We start from the raw sequence: 18,389 nt of genomic DNA on the forward strand, positions 1-18,389 counted from the left end.
CGGCTAAAACCGCGTAGGGCATTAGCGGAGGCTTTGCCCTTATTTTTCGTGAATATATAAAGGAATAAATAAACTATGAAACGCATTTTTTCGATCCTCGCGATCGCCTTAACTATTTTAATGAGTCTCACCTTCAGTCAGCCCGCATTTGCAGAAGTATCCGCAGGGGCAAAAATCTTTAACAATAACTGCGCTCAATGTCATGCAGGTGGCAGAAATAATGTAGTCGCAGCCAAAACCTTGAAAGCAGATGCTTTAGAAAAGTATGGCAAGAACACCGTTGAAGCGATTACCGCGCAAGTTACCAATGGCAAAGGAGCTATGCCTGCTTTTGGCAAAAAACTTAGCGCCGAGGAAATTAACTTAGTAGCAAACTACGTCCTAGAGCAAGCTCAGAACGGTTGGGCTAAAGGCTAAAAATCAACAGTAAAGCCACGCAATGCGTGGCTTTACTGTTGATTTATAAAAGTTGCATTTTTTAGGTAATTGCATGAATCAAAATAATTTTCAATCTCGATTTATATCTAAATTCGTAGTCTTGCTATCCTGCGCTACCGTAGCAGCGATCGCTACTCCAACTACAGCTATAGCCACTGAACAAACCAAAATCCCTAGAGCTAGTTCGCGTATTTTCAATATCAAAGGCGAACAGATAGGAACTGCCACCTTTGTTCAAACCCATGCAGGTGTCAAAGTAACTTTGCAAGTGCAGAAACTCAGAAAGGGTGAACATATGGTGCATCTCCATGAAAATGGAAAATGTGACGCACCAAACTTTAAGACTGCTGGCGATCATTTCAATCCCCAACCTTCAGATCAGACTGGAGAGCATGAGCTTCATCACAAGCATGAAGATGGAAAGCACCAAAAACCTGCGGGAGATTTGCCCAACATTAATGTGCAGCAGGATGGTACTGGCTCATTAACCGCCATATTACCAGCCCTAACCTTAGGTACTGGCAAAAATTCTTTGCTCAAGCAGGGAGGTACAGCAATCCTCATCCATGCAGGTGCAAATGGAAAATCGACAATTCCTAATGTGGATTACAAAACTCGGATTGCCTGTGGCGTTATTAAATCTGAATAGTAAGTAGTTCAGCATATTTATCAACGCAACCCATATTTATGTACCACCTGCTATGCGGACGTTACATAAATATGGATTTTAAGTTTACTTATGCTTGACTAATTGAAGGTAAAGATTATGACATTTATTGCTGGTTTGACCAAAAATCTGTTGCTCAATTTGAACTTCTCTGATCACCCATGCTTGAATTAGCTTCCATTGTATTGACTTTGAATTTATCTACAGCTCCGAACCTAGAGTCTCATTCAAGTAGCAATCCCTTACCTATTAAAATTGCCCATGAGGTGAGAACTTCACAGGAAGTCGGTGGCACAATTCATATTGAACCAAACGATCGCCCCATTGCTGGCAAGAAAACACGCATCTGGATCGCTTTGACTAAAAGGGGTGGCGAAATCATTCCCTATGAGAAATGTAATTGTCAAATGGAGGTGCGATCACTAAGCGATCGCAGCATTAAATTTACTTTATCCAATTCGCTAAATGTTATCGCGCGTTATTTTGGATTACCTAGCCTCGAAGTTACTTTTCCCCAGATAGGAAGATATGAGTTAAAACTGAGTGGTTCACCAAGGGAAGGTGAAAATTTTGCCCCCTTTGAATTAACTTTTACTACGAATGTTGGCAAATAGCAGGGTTATGTCCCCGCCTTCGGCGGGGACATAACCCTGTAATTCAAAACGCTATATACAGATATAGATATAGTTCGGCACAAAGCGGTATAAATAAAGAATGTTGGATTTATTGCTTGTTGCTGCTTTAGGATTTTTGGGGAGCTTTGGTCATTGTGTGGGCATGTGTGGACCTTTGACCGTTGCTTTTTCACTTTCAGGTAAAGAAAATCAGCCTAAAGTGTGGCAACAGCATTTTTATTTCCATATATTGCTCAATATTGGCAGAATTTGCAGTTATGCGATCACAGGGGCTGCCATTGGAGCGATCGGTTCTGTACTTGTAGCTAGCGGACAGTTGGCGGGGATTGAGAGCGACTTGCGCCGTTGGTTAGCAATTTTCACAGGGACTTTATTAGTGTGGATGGGAATATCCCAAATTAAGCCCGAAGGCTTGCCTAATATTCCTTTTTTAAATCCTATGGCAATGGTTGCCCTCCACCAACGACTCAATGCTGCCATGATGAAGTTATCTCTGCATTCCCATCCACTTATGCCTGCATTACTGGGGATGACTTGGGGATTAATACCCTGTGGATTTCTCTATACCGCCCAGATTAAGGCAGCCGAAACGAGCAGTATGGGACAGGGGGCATTGACGATGTTGGCTTTTGGTATCGGTACTTTACCCTCAATGATTGGTATTGGTGTGTTTGCAGGTTTATTAAGTCGCGATCGCCGTAGTCAGTTATTTCGCATGGGGGGATGGATTACGCTCACCATCGGCATCTTAACCCTATTACGCACCAGTGACATGGTGGACTACACAGGTCATGCGGGTTTAATTTTGTTGATCCTTGCTCTCGCCGCCCGTCCCCTCAGTCATATTTTTAAACCTTGGTCTGGATTAATGACCTATCGCCGTGCGATCGGTGTCGGTGCATTTGTTCTATCTATTGCCCACACATTCCACATGATCGAGCATACTTTCCAATGGAACTTTGATGCTTTATCCTTCATGATTCCAAGGCATCAGGTCTCCATCTGGCTCGGCGCGATCGCGATCGCATTGATGACTCCTGCCGCACTTACTAGTTCCGATTGGATGATGACTAAACTCGGTAAGTCTTGGCGCTATTTACATTTACTATCGGTTCCTGCGTTGGTATTAGCGTCAATCCATACAATTGCGATCGGTTCTAATTATCTCGGTGCAGTGGACTGGACTCCGAAAAATTGGATTTTAACGATTTTATGCGGGGTAATTACGGTGGGGACTTTGTTGATTAGGACTTGGAGATTTAGAAAGTAATTGCGATCGCTAGATTGGAAATTGCGATCGCATGATATTGTAGCCACATCAAATAATGACTAGCAGAATTTTGCTACATTAAGCTAAGCAATTCGGTCTCCTTAGATGCAACCCAGCTTTCAAGTTAATTTCGAGAATGGATCAGTGGCGCAAATCATAGAAGTTGAGCGTCAGCAAGACTTATCGGCGGCAATAGATGCAATGGGTTTGCAAGAAACTCGCCCTGTTTTAGTCGTGATTGGTGGTGCGAGTTTAATTTCTGATGAAGATTTTGCACGATTGCAAAAATTATTTGTAGAAGTTCTTGCACCATTAGTAAACAATTTAGGCTGCTTTGTGGTGGACGGTGGGACGGATGCAGGGGTAATGAAACTGATGGGAGATGCTAAACGTCAAACAGGTTTTGGATTCCCGCTAATTGGTGTTTCGCCCATAGGACTTGTCCAACTACCTGATACCACCAATCCACCACTCAAATCTGTGCCCTTAGAACCTCACCATACACATTTCTTTCTTGTAGCAGGATTTAACTGGGGAGACGAATCGCCTTGGTTAGCAAAGATTGCGAGTTTATTGGCTGGAGATTATCCATCGGTGACAGTACTAATCAATGGTGGCGAGATCGCTTTAGTCGATGCTAAGGAAAGTACTAAAGTTGATCGGCCGATTGTGGCAATCGCAGGTAGCGGTAGATTGGCTGATGAGATTGCTAATGCAGCGTTGCATCCAGATATGGAACGGCGTGAGGAAATAGGATTGTTATTAGAACAGGGACAAATTCATTTATTCGATCTTGACGCGCCGATTGCTGAGTTAGAGAAAGTGCTTAGACAGAAACTGTCAGGAGAATAGGATTAATGGAAGCGATACCAGAATCAAATCCACTTAATCGTTCGCTTTTGGAAGATGCATGGCGATTGTTTTGTGTTTATGATCGCACAGCAGTTGTAACGCAGAGGCGTTTTTTAAATTTTCGGATTGCAATTTTAGTTGTGGGTGTGATTTCGACAATCTTGGTGATAATCAGATCTGCATGGGATAAGCATCTGATCGGATTGATTGGTTTGGATAAGCCTGAATTTAGCCAAATTTTCAATATTCTCAGCAATGGTTTTTATTGGTTGGTGATTATTGCGCCGATCACGGTCAGTGTTTTGTTGGCGGCTTCAGTGAAGTTAGATCGCGGGATGAATTGGATTATTTTGCGAGCTAGTGCCGAAATCCTCAAAAAGGAAATCTATTGCTATCGCACACTCAGTATTTACGAACCCAAAGATGCGGATATGCGGTTGGCGGAGTCGATTCAGGTAGTTAGCGATCGCTTGATGAAAACACAAGTGAATCGATCAGGATTAGCTCTTGATAGTGGGTTAGAGATTGGTAGTAAGGAACTACTAAAAGCAATTAAAAATAATGTTTGTAGAGAAGATACAGAAACATTTTCACCACTAACAGTTGAGCAGTATTTAGGATATCGATTGATTGACCAGCTTAGTTGGTATCGCCGTAAAACAGTGAAGCTAGATCGACAATGGCAACTTCTGCAATGGTCGATTTATGTTTGGGGCGGTTTGGGAACTTTTTTGGCGGCGGTTCAGGCGGAGATATGGATTGCGATTACCAATGCGATCGCTACAGCGATCGCTAGTTTTTTGGATTTTAAGCAATTAGATACGACCATGATGGCTTATAACCAAGCTGCTTGCAATTTAGAGAATCTGTTGTGTTGGTGGCACGCGCTGACGGATGAGGCGAGGGCAAATCCAGATAACATCAAAAAATTAGTCAACAGTACGGAGAAGGTAATTCAGTCGGAGACGAGTAGTTGGGTGGAGGAGATGCGCGAGGCGCTGTCGGAACTCTATAAAGAGAAAGAAGAGGCAGAAAGCAAGAAAAATTAATGATTTTTAACTTGATTATTAGCTAAAAATTAAGTTAAGATAAAGCTATTTTTCAGGCTTGTCAGGTAAGGGTTTTCATGGCTGACGTTTTTATTTCATACTCACGTAAAGATAAAGAATTTGTCAGTATCTTATACGAAGCATTTGAACGCAGCCAAAAGAAGATCTGGATTGATTGGAAAGATATTCCGCTTACTTCGGATTGGTGGACAGAGATTGAGAAGGGGATTGAAGCTGCAGATACGTTTGTATTTGTGATTAGTCCTGACTCGGTTGCCTCTGAGGTTTGTGCGAAGGAAATCGATCATGCTGTAAAACATAATAAGAGATTGTTTCCGATTGTGAGACGCGATGTGGAGAAATTTGAGGAGGGGAATGTTGCTCATGCGGTTTTGCAAAGACATAATTGGTTGATGTTTCGGGAGCAGGATGATTTTGAGGTGGCATTTGAGAAGCTGACTCTAGCAATTTCGATAGATTTAGAACATTTACATCGGCATACAAGGCTGTTGGTAAAGGCGATCGAATGGAATGATCTGGGGCGCAAAGATAGTTTATTATTGCGGGGTGAGGATCTTGAAACTGCGGAGATGTGGTTGACGGAGAATGAAGATACGGAACCACTACCAACAGAACTTCAGGAAACCTATATCAAAAATAGTCGTGATGTAGAGGACGCTAATCATCGCGCAGCAGAGATCCTTCAGGCTGCTGTGCAGAAAGCGACACGACGCACCAAAGTTGGCGCGGTAATTTTGGCTGGAGCTATCTTGATGGCAGGAGTTGCAGTTTTTTTAGGGACTAATTCATTGCATCAAGCTAATGAAGCTAATAAAAAAGCTAAGGATGAGGCAAACAAAGCTCTACAAGCTAAGACTGAAGCTGATAAAGCTAAGACTGAAGCTGATAAAGCTAATAACAAAGCTAAGACTGAAGCAAACAAATCTCTACAAGCTAAGACTGAAGCTGATAAAGCTAATAACAAAGCTAAAGCTGAGGCTGATAAAGCTCTACAAGCTAAGACTGAAGCTGATAAAGCTAATAACAAAGCTAAAGCTGAGGCTGATAAAGCTCTACAAGCTAAGACTGAAGCTCGTACTGAGGCAGACATAGCTCTAAAAGCCAAAAAGGAAGCTGACAATTTATTCGTAGAAACTACAAAATTACAACTCGCTTTTTTAGGTCAAAAGTCCATCGATCAGATCATTAGACCAGACTCTGTACCAGGTGTCTTAAAAGTACTCAATAACGATCAAGCTTGGTCAACGCTACTAAAAAAAGACAATCAGATATTTGCAATGTTAAGAGAGTTTGAGCGTGGAAGAATATTAGCAGCTTCCCATGATGGTATCCTCCATGATGAATTGTTGAATTTCAAAAATGAAGAAAGTCAAGAATTTATAAAGACAGTACTTAAATGGTTGAATGGACGTTATGGAAGACAGAGAATAGTTGTCTCAAGTGGACATTGTGAGATCCTTACAGTGAGCCAAAATGACAAATTATCAAGATTATCAAAATGGAAAAAACAATTTGAAAATTGGAAATATACAGTAAATGATATTCCTGCACCAATTACAGATATTAATCTTAATGAAGTAGATATTCTAATAGTTGGTAATGCTTGGGGCAACTTAAAACAAGAAGAAATCGATGCAATCAAAAAGTTTGTCTCTAAAGGAGGGGGAGTACTCGCTGTTGGAATAGGATGGTCTTGGAGAGATTATAATTTTAATAATTCTGCATGGGAACGTGCACTTGAATGTGAAGATAAAAAATTAGGTCAATCGCTCGAAAATCCTTCAACATATCCAATGAATCGACTATTTGAACCTTTTAATTTGCAATGGACTATGGATTACATTGATAGAACCAAATAATTACTGATAAAAAGATTAGATACTGGTTTATAAGGATATCCTGCTAACTCCTCCAGAAGATATTTGTTTTTCAGAAAAGCCTATAAAGTTAGTTGGAACACTATAATACCCAACCTCAAAAAACAACAAAATAAAGTAAGGGAAAAACTTATAATGCAGGACTAATGACACAAAATTTATTCAGAAAATCATGATAATCTGTTCATATGATAATCTAAGTTTTAGCCTATTTAAATAACATAATTAAAATTTTTTTATGGCTGATGTTTTTATTTCTTACTCACGCAAAGATAAAGAATTTGTCAGTGTCTTATATAAGGCTTTAGAACGCAGCCAAAAGAAGATTTGGGTAGATTGGAAGGATATTCCGCTTACTTCGGATTGGTGGTCAGAGATCGAGAAAGGAATCGAAGCTGCGGATACTTTTATTTTTGTGATTAGTCCCGATTCGATTGCCTCTGAGGTATGCGCGAAGGAAATCCTCCATGCGGTGCGAAATAATAAGCGATTGTTTCCAATTGTGCGGCGCGATGCGTTTAACTTTGAGGATGGGAATCTTGCCCATGAGAGGATCAAGCAGCACAATTGGTTGATGTTTCGGGAGCAGGATGATTTTGAGGCGGCGTTTAAGACGCTGACGGAGACGATTTCGCTGGATCTAGAGCATTTGCATAGTCATACGCGGCTATTGGTGAGGGCGATCGAATGGGGTAAAGGGCGATCGGATAGTTTGTTATTGCGCGGGGACGATCTCGCAAGTGCGGAGATGTGGTTGGGTGAGAGTGCGGGTAAAGATCCGCAGCCAACAGAACTTCAGGAAACCTATATCAAAAATAGTCGCGATGTGGAGGATGCAAGCGATCACGCGGCGGCGATTCTACGAGAGGCGGTGCAGAAGGCAGCGCTGCGTACCAAAATTGGCTCAGGGATTTTGGCGGGGACGATTTTGTTGGCTGTGGTTGCGAGTGTGTCGGCAAATAAGTTTGTGAATGAGGCTAATGTTAAGGTCGAGAAAACAGAGAAGGAGGCAAAGGCTAAGTTACAAGAAGCTGATAACTCTGTATCAATGGCGCAGAAAAAGGCTGATGAAATTCAAAAAGACTCGGAAAAAGTGAAGCGATCATCGGCGACAACGATAAGGGATGCCAATGAGAAGAAAAAAGAGGCGGATCTGAAGGTTAAGGAGGCACAAAAGAATCTGGAATTGGCTAAGGCTGAGGCGGAGAAGGTGGCGCAAGAATCGGCGGAGAAGGTAGCGGTGGCACAGGCGAAAATTGTGGATGCGGAAGGGAAGGTGAAGGTTGCCTTAGCGGAACAGGCAAAGGCGGCGGCGGCAGTGAAAGAAGCAACTGATGATATTAAACTGGCGGATATAAAACTGAAATCTCTTGAGGCAAAAGCATCTTTTCAGGGAGGGAAAGATATTGATGCATTGTTACAATTATTCAGTGCAGTTCAGAAGCTAAAGCAATTAGATTTTAAGCTTTGGTTAAAAAATGATACAAAAATGTTGGTTACAGCGAACTTATCTCAACTTTTATATGAAATCAAAGAAAAAAATCGTTTCACTCATGATTATATGATCTTTAGTATGGTCTTTAGCCTCAATGGGAAAATGATCGTGACAGGAAGTTGGGATGGAACCGTGACGTTATGGAATCTTGATGGCACAAAAATTAAATCCTTCAAAAAGCATAGTACTCCTGTTAACTGTATTGCCATTAGTCCAGATGGTGAGACAATTGCTTCTAGCAGTGACGAAACAGTGAAATTGTGGAGTCTAGATGGTAAGGAAAATAAACCGTTGATTGGACACACTGCTTCTGTCAATAGCATAGCGTTTAGTCCAGATGGAAAAACGATCGCGACAGCAAGTGGGGATAAAACTGTGAAATTATGGAGTTTAGATAGCAAGGAACAGAAAACATTTGCTGAACACACTGCTTCTGTCAATAGTGTAGCGTTTAGTCCCGATGGCAAAATGATTGCCTCTGGTAGTGACGACAAAACCGTAAAATTTTGGAGTCTAGATGGCAAGGAGATATCAAAAAAAATTGAAGGAGTAACTGCATTTTCCTCGCTTGCCTTTAGTCTAGACGGAAAAATGCTAGTGACAGGAAGTGGGGAAGGAACCGTAGAATTGTGGAGTTTGGTGGATTACAAGAAACAGAAGACATTCACTGGGCATAGTGATAATGTCTCTAGTGTCACCTTTAGTCCAGATGGAAAAATGATCGCCTCTGGCAGTTATGACAAAACCATGAAATTGTGGAGTCTAGATGGCAAGGAACAGAAAACATTTACTGGACATAGTGAATATGTTTCTAGTGTTGCTTTTAGTCCCGATGGCAAGACGATTGCGACAGGAAGTGGGGACAGCAGCCTCAAATTGTGGAGTTTGGATGGTAGGAAACTAAAAACTTTAGAGCATAGCAACCATGTCAATAGCGTAGCATTTAGTCCCGATGGAAAAATGCTAGTAACAGGAAACCGAGACGGAATTGTGAAACTATGGAATCTGGACAGAAATGAAAAGAAGACATTTGAAATGCAGACTAATTCTGTCAATAGTATAGCGTTTAGTCCCGATGGCAAAATACTGGTGACGGGAAATAGTGATGGAACTATAAAATTGTGGGATCTGAACGGAAATGAAAAGAAGACGTTTGAAATGCAGCCTGCTTCTGTCAATAGTGTAGCATTTAGTCCCGATGGAAAAATGCTGGTGACAGGAAATAGTGATGGAACTGTAAAACTATGGAATCTGGACAGAAATGAAAAGAAGACGTTTGAAATGCAGCCTGCTTCTGTCAATAGTGTAGCGTTTAGTCCCGATGGCAAAATGCTAGTGACAGGAAGCAGGGACGGAACTGTAAAATTGTGGAATCTGGACGTAAATGAAAAGAAAACGTTTGAAAAACACACCGCTCCCGTTAATAGCGTAGCGTTTAGTCCCGATGGCAAGATGATCGCCACTGGTAGTGACGACAAAACCGTGAAATTGTGGAACCTAGATGGGATGAGTCCCAAAACCCTCACAGGGCATAGCTCTTTTGTCTCTAGTGTAGCCTTTAGTCCTGATGGAAAAACACTTGCGACAGGAAGCTTAGACGACACCATCAAATTGTGGAGCTTGGACGGACAAGAATTGCAAACGTTGAAAGGTCATAGTGATGATGTGCTTAGCGTTGCATTTAGACCTGATGGTAAAATGATCGCCTCTGGTAGTCAAGACAACAATGTAATTTTATGGAATCTTGATCTCGATGACCTGATGGCGAGGAGTTGCACGTGGCTGCATGATTATCTGGTTAATAATCCCAACGCGAGTGATGAAGACAGACAGATGTGTGGCATTGAGCCAAGGAAAAAGTAAAAAGATAAAAGGAAAAAATTCGGATTAAACTAGAGAATATGTAACAGGGTAAAAACATGAAAGAGGTCTGCACGATGCTCGACACACCAACCCAATATATGCACATCCAACTTCAAGACAACGTACCTATCATTTCAGGTACGACCATGAAAGTCATCGAGCTAGTCACCTCGCATCTTACCTATGGCTGGAGTCCAGAAGAACTACATTTTCAATATCCCCACATTGCCCTCAGTAAGATCTATTCTGCCCTCGCCTACTACTGGGATCACAAACAAGAACTTGATAACGATATCCAGCGCCGCCTCGACTACGCCGAACAAATGCGCCTAAACGCTCCAATCTCACCATTGCAAGCTAAACTTCAAGCAAGACCTCATTAATCTATGGCGATCGCCCTATACATGGATGAAAACGTACCGCGCCAAATTTTACTTGGATTGCGTCTAAGAGGAGTAGATGTGCTTTCTGTTCAAGAAGATCAGCGATCAGGAGATCCAGACCCTCAGGTTTTAGCGAGAGCTAACGAGTTACAGCGAGTTTTATTCACTAGAGATGATGATTTTTTGGCGATCGCCAATCAACTTCTACAAGAAGAGACTAACTTTATTGGCATCATTTATGCCGCACAACAAATTGCGAGTATAGGCGTTTGCGTGAGGGACTTAGAACTAATTGCCAAAGTTAGTGATCTGGAAGACTTCTCTAACCATATTCAATACTTGCCTCTATAGGGGATGACGCGAAAATATAGAAGAAAGGGAAATTTACTATGGCTATATCGAGAGAAGAACAACTGAAAATCCTTGGACAGATGCAGGAATCTGACATCGACTATTCAGATGCACCAGCCACTAATACAGAATTCTGGCAAAAAGCTACACTCAACATTCCCCCCGTCAAAGTTCCCGTCACCATCAGAATCGATCCAAACGTCCTAGCATGGTATAAGCAACAAGTTCCACGAGGCTACCAAACCTTGATTAATACTGTCCTCAAGAAATACATGATAGAACATCAAACAGAAGGAACAAATAGAATGTAAAAAATTGGAGATGTAAGGAATTTTGTGTTTGAGCGATCGCGTTTTTTGGTGATGAGTTTAGCGACAATATATATGGTGATATAGTAGCTTCATGGCTGTCATCTCGCCGTTAATTCAGGAACATCATAAGATTCATGGACGTAAAAGCCGCAGTTGCCTTTGCCGCAGGACAACCCCTCAAAATTGAGACCGTACAACTAGATCCTCCCAAAGCAGGAGAAGTGCTTGTCGAGATCAAAGCCACGGGAGTCTGTCACACCGACGCATTCACCCTCTCAGGAGATGACCCCGAAGGACTATTTCCCGCCATCCTCGGACATGAAGGCGCAGGTGTCGTCGTCGAAGTCGGTGCAGGTGTTACCTCTCTTAAAGCAGGCGATCGCGTCATTCCTCTCTACACTCCCGAATGCCGTAACTGCTCCTACTGCCTCAGTGGTAAAACCAACCTCTGCCAAGCAATCCGCGTCACCCAAGGTCAAGGCTTAATGCCCGATGGAACTAGTCGATTCTCCATCAATGGCGAAAAAATTCATCATTATATGGGAACTTCCACCTTCGCCAACTACACAGTTCTCCCTGAAATTGCCTTAGCCAAAATTCGTGATGATGCCCCCTTCGAGAAAGTCTGCTACATCGGCTGTGGTGTCACGACTGGCATCGGCGCAGTGATTAACACCGCCAAAGTTGAAGTTGGTTCCAATGTCGTTGTCTTTGGCTTAGGTGGGATTGGTCTAAACGTAATCCAAGCATGTCGCATGGTCGGCGCAAACATGATTGTCGGCGTAGACATTAATCCCAAAAAACGCGCCCTCGCTGAAAAAATGGGCATGACCCATTTTGTGAATCCTTTAGAAGTAGAAGGCGATCTCGTTCCCTATCTCGTTGACCTGACTAAAGGCGGTGCGGACTATAGCTTTGAATGTATCGGCAGAACCCAAACTATGCGCCAAGCTCTCGAATGCTGTCATAAAGGATGGGGTGTCAGCGTGATTGTCGGTGTTGCAGGCGCAGGACAAGAAATCAGCACCCGTCCATTCCAATTAGTCACAGGTCGAGTCTGGAAAGGTACAGCCTTTGGTGGCGCAAAGGGAAGGACTGATGTTCCTAAAATTGTTGATTGGTATATGGAAGGCAAAATCGATATCGATAGTTTGATTACAAATGTCATGCCAATTGAGCAGATCAATGAGGCTTTCGATATGATGCACAGAGGCGATGCAATCCGCACAGTACTAACCTTCTCATAGATAGAAGATAGTGGTATACCACTATCTTCTATCTAAACTGTTCCATTAACCATGCAGTTGTTGCCGACTGGTTTTCTTGGCGACTGCGTTGTATGGCTTGTTCCAAGATTTCTAGCTTCAGTCCTACCAATACTAGCGATTCACGAATTCGCCGAGTACTACCATCTATCCCAATTGTAAAAGCAAAAATTTGCATGGTCTGAACATTCACAATCCAATATTCTGAAATACCGAGTTCCTCATATTGTAAGCGCTTTGTGCCTAAGTCATCGGAGATAGAAGTATCCGATATTTCAATAACCAGATCAGGTAATGGATATTGCTCTAAATCAAATATTCTAGTTCCCCAAGGTATGACATCAGCTTTGTCACCAATGTAGTAAGACGCATCAGGCTGAAACTCAGTAGCGCCTTTCTTACGATAGGAACAGCAATCATGTCCATTGATTGGGATATTTCGCAAAGCCGCAAATAAACCAACACTCAAGATGATCGTCATGTGATCTTTGGAATGATCGGAGCCTGTAGACATGTTTTCAAACCTCATCTTGCCGTTGTAATAGTAGCTTTTAAGTTTGGTGGAGTCTGGGGCATCGGCAATATTGACAAACTCTTCCCAAGTCACAGCTATCCAACTATCTAGTAAAGCTTTGGTTTGTAGTAGGGGCATGGTATTCACCGAGAGACGCAAATAGGCGATCGCTTATTTGTTAATTTTAGCCCAAAAAATTTAGCAAAAAAAAGAGAAGCCTCGCTAAGCGAGGCTTCTCTTTTAAAATCAAAAAAGCGCATAGCGCTTTTTAAAACTAGGCAGCCGCGAAGTTAGCAGCGACAAAATCCCAGTTGATTAGCTTTTCAACAAAGTTAGCCATGAAGTTAGGACGGCTATTTTGGAAGTCGAGGTAATAGGCATGTTCCCAAACATCCATTGTCAACAAAGGAACTTGACCTTCATGGATCAAAGGATTTTCAGCGTTAGGAGTCTTAGTAATTTTCAGTGTACCGCCTTCAGCAACGAGCCATGCCCAGCCGCTACCAAATTGAGTTGCACCAGCATTTTTAAATTCGGTCTTAAAGTTATCCAAGCTACCAAAGCTCGCATTGATAGCATCCAACAAAGCACCAGTAGGAGCGCCACCACCAGCAGGCTTAATACCATTCCAGTAGAAGGTATGATTCCACACTTGAGCAGCGTTATTGAAAATTCCAGCTTTGCCTTCTTTGTAGCTAATCTTGATGATTTCTTCTAAGGATTTGTCAGCAAGATCGGTATCTTTAATCAGGTTGTTGAGGTTATCAACATAAGCCTTATGGTGCTTACCATAGTGAAATGATAGGGTCTCAGCAGACATACCCGAAGCTGCAAGAGCATCTTGGGCGTAGGGTAAAGGTGGGAGTTCAAATGCCATTGTTGTTTAACCTATTAAAGTTTGAAGTGATTTCTCAGCTTTAAGTATTGTTACGATTATAGTCGAGATGGTAGATAGTAGTAACTGTTACTTTTTGGTGATCTGCCATACACAGACCACTCAGATTGTTTTGCTGAGCGTATAGCGGTCAGCAAAACAATCTGAGCTTGAAGTTTGCTTAACTACTTTTCAACGATTTCACATCCAGAAAGCTAGTGAATTGCGTAACCTCCATAAATAGATGATTGCGACCATTTATTAATTTGTCAGATCAACCATGAAAAAAAGAGATTTCCTAATAGCTGGAACTGCCCTAATTGGCGGTACATGGCTCTGGCAGACTTGGCGATCGCCATCGAGCAATTCCATATCCAAAGATTCAGCGATCGCCTTAGACTTAGATATAGACTCAACTAAAGCAACTAAGAAATATTCAATTATGAAAACTGAAGATGAATGGAAACAAATCCTCACACCAGAGCAGTTTCGCGTTTTACGCAAGCATGGCACTGAGCGAGCCTTTACTAGTCCCCTAGATAAGGAATATAGCAAGGGTACTTACAACTGTGCAGGTTGCGATTTGCCACTGTTTACATCAGATACAAAATTCAATAGTGGTACAGGTTGGCCCAGCTTTTTTCAGCCTATCGAAGGAGCGATCGCCACTACCGTTGACAATTCATTCTTCATGAAGCGTGTTGAAGTTCATTGCAGTCGATGCGGTGGTCATTTAGGTCATGTCTTTAATGATGGACCGAAACCAACTGGACAACGCTATTGCATGAATGGTGTATCCCTCAAATTTATTCCTAGCTAATAACAAAAAGCCTTGCAATGCAAGGCTTTTTGTTATTAGCTAGAATCTCATACAAGCTGACATCCTAATTACGCTGTTCAATTCCATTCTGGACGTTGGTTACATTAGAAGGAGGACGTGTCCAATTGAAATCACTGATTCGCAACAGAAATTCACCCAGACCTTGATTAGGATTGTATCTGACAATTACTGAATAGGTACGCCTTGCATATTCTAGAGAATAGACAGAATCAAATAAATTACCAGTATCAAGATTCCAACTTTGCTGAATCCCAACACGAATTGGCCCATAGATCTGCTGTACTATGCCTGCGGTAAGCGTTCGAGTATCAGCAATTCGATCAAAGAAGAAAGGCGAAACACCACTAGAAAAGGCTTGAGTATAACTGACGGAAAACCCCGTATAGTCAAGAAAATCCTTGGCAAAATTCCCAACTTCCCCAGACAAACCTAGGGTTCCAAATAGTGCAGCTTGATTGGCTCCATTAGAATAAAAAGAGTTAACACCTTGCAAAGCTACAACGGCATCAAGCCTCGGTACAATCGGTTTGGGAGAGAACCGTAATCCTGTCTCCTTTTCGGCGGGGGCTGGTTCACCACGCAGTAAGGGAAATGCTCGACTTACAATCGCAGCACCTTGCACACGGATTAATGAACTAACCTCATTAGGCTGTATATCAGATCGTAATGCACCAACAAACTGAGCAGAAACTTGATAGCTTAAAGATATTTTGGAATCTCCAAGAACGTAATTTGGTGATAGTAAAGTAGCTCCTAAAAGATTATTTACATCTTGAAACCCCAACGAACCATTGAAAACCTGATCGCGAAAAGCATACTGTGATAGCAAGGTATGATCGCCAAACACAGGTAATCGATAGCTAGCATTAGCCCTCAGTACCGAATCAAGTTTCGATATGTTTAGCCCTGATAAACTAGCTCTCGCGGATAAACTCTGTCCATTGTCAAAAGCACCATTTAGGGTAGCAACAACCCCAAAGATATCAAAGCCCAAGATATTAGAGCTAGACAAGGCTCTCTGTAATAGGATTTGTGGCGATACTTGAAAACTTAAATTCGGTTGAGTAACGACATCGAAACTTTGTTGATAGAAAACACCATCGCGATCGCGTTTGTCAAAGCCCACTAGGGCAGGGGCAAAGCGCTGAAACCGATCAATAATGATACTGTTAACTGGAAAGGGCAGTGAAAATCCTTGATCAAAAAAGATTCTAGGAGATTCTAGTTCGAGACGACTTTGAGTCGCGGAAATCGGGGTTAAAGTGGCTTTGCTAGTGACTAACTCCAATTCAGGTGGGCTAAAGGGATCATTCGTAACGCGCAAATTTTCGGCTGTCCAGTTATCACCATCTAAAATTAGCCGATCAGCGATAAACCCAAAGCGGCGTACCTGTCCTTCAGCAGTATCACCTGAGCCTGTTGCCGATACAGTAATTGAGTTAGTAGCTATTTCCGCAGGTGTTCGTGATACTTCAGAACTAACTAAAGTACCAAGGTCAACGGCTCCCGATGCCTTAAGTAGCTCCCCTTTGACAGTCCCATAGTTATAGGTGAGTTTTGTACCCCGAATCTTTTGATTACCACGGGTAAAAAATACATTCCCATCAGCAATTACTTCTTGACTCTTAGTATTTAATTGAACCCGATCAGCTATTAATTCTGATTTTTTGTACTTAATTACAACCTTGCCTTCAGCCACAAATACCTGTGTATTAATGTCATATTCTTGGCGATCGCTAACAACGTTTAAGATCTCACCTTGAGGTGGTGGTAAAACAGGACGAGGCTTATCCTTGGGCTTAGGTTTCGGCAGACTATTAGGCTTAATTGGTCCGACTTGAGCCACCTTAGTCGATTGGATCAATTTCCTTGCGATCGCATCAGGATCGGGCAAAGATTCCAGAAAAAGCTCTAGCTGCGATTGCACCTCAATCGGCAATTCAACGGCAAATCTCGTTGCGATATGATCATTTAGCGCTGGCGGCGATGCTAGCGTGCGTTGAGAGCGTTCCTGTCGTACCTCAGCATAGTTGCTAGGCGGCAGTTGTGATGAAGGTAGTGGTAAAAAGTCCATACGCAACTAAGTCTACAGGATTTTTCGCTGAGATGAAAAGGAGAAGATCGCTTATTGGCAAATCTAACGATAAAATCACACCATTGGCAGACTTTTTTAATAGTTGCCTTTAGCAACTAGAGACAACTAAAAAGCGCTATACAGCCTATTTAGGGTTTGTGAAACCCAAATAAATTTTGAAAAAGCTTGCGAAGCAAGCTTTTTCAAAATTTATTTGGGTTTCGAGCAAGCGCAAAGCGCTATAACCCTTATTAGTCATAATTAAAAACCGTATTAAATCCATGTAACGCAAGTTGTAACTGCATTACATGGATTTAATCATGCCCAAATACTTACACAATTAGTTACGAATTTGAACAGGCATGAGCAGATATGTCATTTTAGTTGCCCCAATTGGCACAAGCACCGCAGGACTGGTGGGGTTATTGAGCTGAATTTGAATTTCATTACTAGGCAAAGCCTTTAAGCCGTCTAGCAAATATTTGACGTTAAAGGCGATTTCCACATCTTCACCCGAAATCTGCGCTGGCAAAGACTCACGCCCTGCGGCAACGTCTGGAGCTTCAACAGACAGAGAAATTTCCTGACCTGTCGAGTCAATTGTAATTTTGACAATGTTGTTTTTTTGGTCAGCGAGTACAGCAATCCGTTCAAGGGCTGACAGAAACAATTTGCGCTCAACCGTAACTTGACGCTCAAAGCGATTGGGGATCAACTGGCGATAGTTGGGGTAAGTGCCGTCTAGCAATCTCGAAATCAAGATTTGATTCGCACTTTGGAAAATCATGTTGGCACGGTCGAACTTAACCGCGATCGCCCCTTCGGTCTGTTGATTGAGCATTCTTTCTAGCTCCCGCAAAGCTCTGGCGGGGATCGTCACTTCCAAACTAGTGGATACGGTATCACCCGTCACAGGTGGCTCATCGGCATCGAGAAAACCTGTCTGGACTACGGACAAGCGATGTCCATCAGTTGCAGCAAACTCAAGGCGATCGGCACTAGCCGTCAAATGCACCCCAGTCAGAATCCGCTTAGTTTCATCGGCTGAAGTCGCAAACAGGGTCGAGGCTAAACCACTGAGCATCGATTCCACAGGCAAGTAGGTAGTTTCACCATCTTCACCAATTTGGGGCAATTCGGGAAACTCTTCCACAGGTAGACCATGCATTTGGTAGCGACCTGAACCACAGACGATCGACACCATCGTGTTGTCTTTGTCTACGCTGATAGTGATGTCCTCATCGGGTAGACGGGAAACAATGTCGTTGAGCAGCTTTGCAGGCAGGGTAATCGATCCCGCCTCTACCACTTGGGCAGGAAAAGAAACCTGAATCCCCAGATTGAGATCAAAGGCAGTCATACCAAGGCTTTGGCTAGAGCTATCGGCATCCAGTCGAATATTTGCCAAGATGGGGTGTGTGGGGCGAGACGCGACAGCACGACCGACAAGGGCAAGATTAGCAGCGAGTTGGTTTTGAGGGCAGACTAGTCGCATAGTTTGAGGGCAAAGTTTGTCTAAACTGTTTGGAAAACAATGGGATTATGGCTAATTCTTGAACTAAAAGGCAATAAGGCTGTTGTGTAAATGCCTTGTTTGAGAGTTAGTTTG

17 protein-coding genes are annotated in these 18,389 nt (G+C 42.6%); 13 read left to right on the forward strand and 4 right to left on the reverse strand.

Annotation, left to right across the window (positions count from 1 at the left end; translation table 11 throughout):
- Positions 1 to 75: 75 nt before the first annotated feature.
- From petJ to NMG48_RS08215, 12 genes are all read left to right on the forward strand, one after another.
- Positions 76 to 417, forward strand: a complete 342-nt coding sequence (gene petJ / locus NMG48_RS08160; protein ID WP_271254761.1) for a cytochrome c6 PetJ — start codon at positions 76 to 78, stop codon at positions 415 to 417.
- 73 nt (positions 418 to 490) lie between these two features.
- Entirely contained in the window at positions 491 to 1,087 is a 597-nt protein-coding gene (locus NMG48_RS08165; RefSeq protein WP_271254762.1) for a superoxide dismutase family protein, read from the forward strand.
- Between the two features lie 179 nt (positions 1,088 to 1,266).
- Positions 1,267 to 1,719, forward strand: coding sequence for a hypothetical protein (locus tag NMG48_RS08170; protein ID WP_271254763.1), 453 nt, complete (start codon positions 1,267 to 1,269; stop codon positions 1,717 to 1,719).
- Between the two features lie 100 nt (positions 1,720 to 1,819).
- Positions 1,820 to 3,010 (forward strand): urease accessory protein UreH domain-containing protein, encoded by a 1,191-nt coding sequence (locus NMG48_RS08175; RefSeq protein WP_271254764.1) that lies wholly within the window; start codon positions 1,820 to 1,822, stop codon positions 3,008 to 3,010.
- 144 nt (positions 3,011 to 3,154) lie between these two features.
- Positions 3,155 to 3,862: a hypothetical protein gene (locus NMG48_RS08180; RefSeq protein WP_271254765.1), complete on the forward strand. Its 708-nt coding sequence runs from the start codon at positions 3,155 to 3,157 to the stop codon at positions 3,860 to 3,862.
- A 5-nt stretch (positions 3,863 to 3,867) separates the two neighbouring features.
- The gene (locus tag NMG48_RS08185) at positions 3,868 to 4,911 is read left to right on the forward strand and encodes a DUF4231 domain-containing protein (RefSeq protein WP_271254766.1); all 1,044 of its coding nucleotides are present in this window, start codon (positions 3,868 to 3,870) and stop codon (positions 4,909 to 4,911) included.
- A 77-nt stretch (positions 4,912 to 4,988) separates the two neighbouring features.
- Positions 4,989 to 6,791: a TIR domain-containing protein gene (locus tag NMG48_RS08190; RefSeq protein WP_271254767.1), complete on the forward strand. Its 1,803-nt coding sequence runs from the start codon at positions 4,989 to 4,991 to the stop codon at positions 6,789 to 6,791.
- Between the two features lie 256 nt (positions 6,792 to 7,047).
- Positions 7,048 to 10,167: an eIF2A-related protein gene (locus NMG48_RS08195; RefSeq protein WP_271254768.1), complete on the forward strand. Its 3,120-nt coding sequence runs from the start codon at positions 7,048 to 7,050 to the stop codon at positions 10,165 to 10,167.
- A gap of 56 nt (positions 10,168 to 10,223) precedes the next feature.
- On the forward strand, positions 10,224 to 10,550 hold the full coding sequence (locus NMG48_RS08200) for a DUF433 domain-containing protein (protein WP_271254769.1): 327 nt from the start codon (positions 10,224 to 10,226) through the stop codon (positions 10,548 to 10,550).
- Between the two features lie 3 nt (positions 10,551 to 10,553).
- Positions 10,554 to 10,901: a DUF5615 family PIN-like protein gene (locus NMG48_RS08205; protein WP_271254770.1), complete on the forward strand. Its 348-nt coding sequence runs from the start codon at positions 10,554 to 10,556 to the stop codon at positions 10,899 to 10,901.
- 38 nt (positions 10,902 to 10,939) lie between these two features.
- The gene (locus NMG48_RS08210; protein WP_271254771.1) at positions 10,940 to 11,212 is read left to right on the forward strand and encodes a BrnA antitoxin family protein; all 273 of its coding nucleotides are present in this window, start codon (positions 10,940 to 10,942) and stop codon (positions 11,210 to 11,212) included.
- A 134-nt stretch (positions 11,213 to 11,346) separates the two neighbouring features.
- Positions 11,347 to 12,459, forward strand: a complete 1,113-nt coding sequence (locus NMG48_RS08215; RefSeq protein ID WP_271254772.1) for an S-(hydroxymethyl)glutathione dehydrogenase/class III alcohol dehydrogenase — start codon at positions 11,347 to 11,349, stop codon at positions 12,457 to 12,459.
- Positions 12,460 to 12,487: 28 nt separating this feature from the next.
- On the opposite strand, the gene NMG48_RS08220 is transcribed toward NMG48_RS08215, so the two are convergent.
- Together NMG48_RS08220 and NMG48_RS08225 are read right to left on the reverse strand one after the other, a co-directional pair.
- Positions 12,488 to 13,129 carry a Uma2 family endonuclease gene (locus NMG48_RS08220; protein WP_271254773.1) on the reverse strand — a complete coding sequence of 214 codons (642 nt, stop codon included), beginning with the start codon at positions 13,127 to 13,129 and terminating at the stop codon, positions 12,488 to 12,490.
- Positions 13,130 to 13,265: 136 nt separating this feature from the next.
- Positions 13,266 to 13,868 carry a superoxide dismutase gene (locus tag NMG48_RS08225; protein ID WP_271254774.1) on the reverse strand — a complete coding sequence of 201 codons (603 nt, stop codon included), beginning with the start codon at positions 13,866 to 13,868 and terminating at the stop codon, positions 13,266 to 13,268.
- Between the two features lie 277 nt (positions 13,869 to 14,145).
- Here NMG48_RS08225 and msrB point away from each other — a divergent pair, with 277 nt between their 5' ends.
- Positions 14,146 to 14,685 carry a peptide-methionine (R)-S-oxide reductase MsrB gene (gene msrB, locus NMG48_RS08230; protein ID WP_276067611.1) on the forward strand — a complete coding sequence of 180 codons (540 nt, stop codon included), beginning with the start codon at positions 14,146 to 14,148 and terminating at the stop codon, positions 14,683 to 14,685.
- 64 nt (positions 14,686 to 14,749) lie between these two features.
- On the opposite strand, the gene NMG48_RS08235 is transcribed toward msrB, so the two are convergent.
- Together NMG48_RS08235 and dnaN are read right to left on the reverse strand one after the other, a co-directional pair.
- A complete protein-coding gene (locus NMG48_RS08235; RefSeq protein WP_271254775.1) occupies positions 14,750 to 16,780 on the reverse strand; it encodes a DUF3769 domain-containing protein in 2,031 nt (676 codons plus the stop codon).
- A gap of 340 nt (positions 16,781 to 17,120) precedes the next feature.
- Positions 17,121 to 18,275: a DNA polymerase III subunit beta gene (dnaN, locus tag NMG48_RS08240; protein WP_271254776.1), complete on the reverse strand. Its 1,155-nt coding sequence runs from the start codon at positions 18,273 to 18,275 to the stop codon at positions 17,121 to 17,123.
- Positions 18,276 to 18,389: the final 114 nt, after the last annotated feature.

The organism is Pseudanabaena sp. Chao 1811, from assembly GCF_027942295.1.
Classification (GTDB): Bacteria; Cyanobacteriota; Cyanobacteriia; order Pseudanabaenales; family Pseudanabaenaceae; genus Pseudanabaena.

Excerpts from the sequence above, each read along its gene's own strand:
- petJ (WP_271254761.1), top strand. The coding sequence starts at position 76 with ATGAAACGCATTTTTTCGATCCTCGCGATCGCCTTAACTATTTTAATG.
- NMG48_RS08165 (WP_271254762.1), top strand. The coding sequence starts at position 491 with ATGAATCAAAATAATTTTCAATCTCGATTTATATCTAAATTCGTAGTC.
- NMG48_RS08170 (WP_271254763.1), top strand. The coding sequence starts at position 1,267 with ATGCTTGAATTAGCTTCCATTGTATTGACTTTGAATTTATCTACAGCT.
- NMG48_RS08175 (WP_271254764.1), top strand. The coding sequence starts at position 1,820 with ATGTTGGATTTATTGCTTGTTGCTGCTTTAGGATTTTTGGGGAGCTTT.
- NMG48_RS08185 (WP_271254766.1), top strand. The coding sequence starts at position 3,868 with ATGGAAGCGATACCAGAATCAAATCCACTTAATCGTTCGCTTTTGGAA.
- NMG48_RS08190 (WP_271254767.1), top strand. The coding sequence starts at position 4,989 with ATGGCTGACGTTTTTATTTCATACTCACGTAAAGATAAAGAATTTGTC.
- NMG48_RS08195 (WP_271254768.1), top strand. The coding sequence starts at position 7,048 with ATGGCTGATGTTTTTATTTCTTACTCACGCAAAGATAAAGAATTTGTC.
- NMG48_RS08200 (WP_271254769.1), top strand. The coding sequence starts at position 10,224 with ATGAAAGAGGTCTGCACGATGCTCGACACACCAACCCAATATATGCAC.
- NMG48_RS08205 (WP_271254770.1), top strand. The coding sequence starts at position 10,554 with ATGGCGATCGCCCTATACATGGATGAAAACGTACCGCGCCAAATTTTA.
- NMG48_RS08210 (WP_271254771.1), top strand. The coding sequence starts at position 10,940 with ATGGCTATATCGAGAGAAGAACAACTGAAAATCCTTGGACAGATGCAG.
- NMG48_RS08215 (WP_271254772.1), top strand. The coding sequence starts at position 11,347 with ATGGACGTAAAAGCCGCAGTTGCCTTTGCCGCAGGACAACCCCTCAAA.
- NMG48_RS08220 (WP_271254773.1), bottom strand. The coding sequence starts at position 13,129 with ATGCCCCTACTACAAACCAAAGCTTTACTAGATAGTTGGATAGCTGTG.
- NMG48_RS08225 (WP_271254774.1), bottom strand. The coding sequence starts at position 13,868 with ATGGCATTTGAACTCCCACCTTTACCCTACGCCCAAGATGCTCTTGCA.
- msrB (WP_276067611.1), top strand. The coding sequence starts at position 14,146 with ATGAAAAAAAGAGATTTCCTAATAGCTGGAACTGCCCTAATTGGCGGT.
- NMG48_RS08235 (WP_271254775.1), bottom strand. The coding sequence starts at position 16,780 with ATGGACTTTTTACCACTACCTTCATCACAACTGCCGCCTAGCAACTAT.
- dnaN (WP_271254776.1), bottom strand. The coding sequence starts at position 18,275 with ATGCGACTAGTCTGCCCTCAAAACCAACTCGCTGCTAATCTTGCCCTT.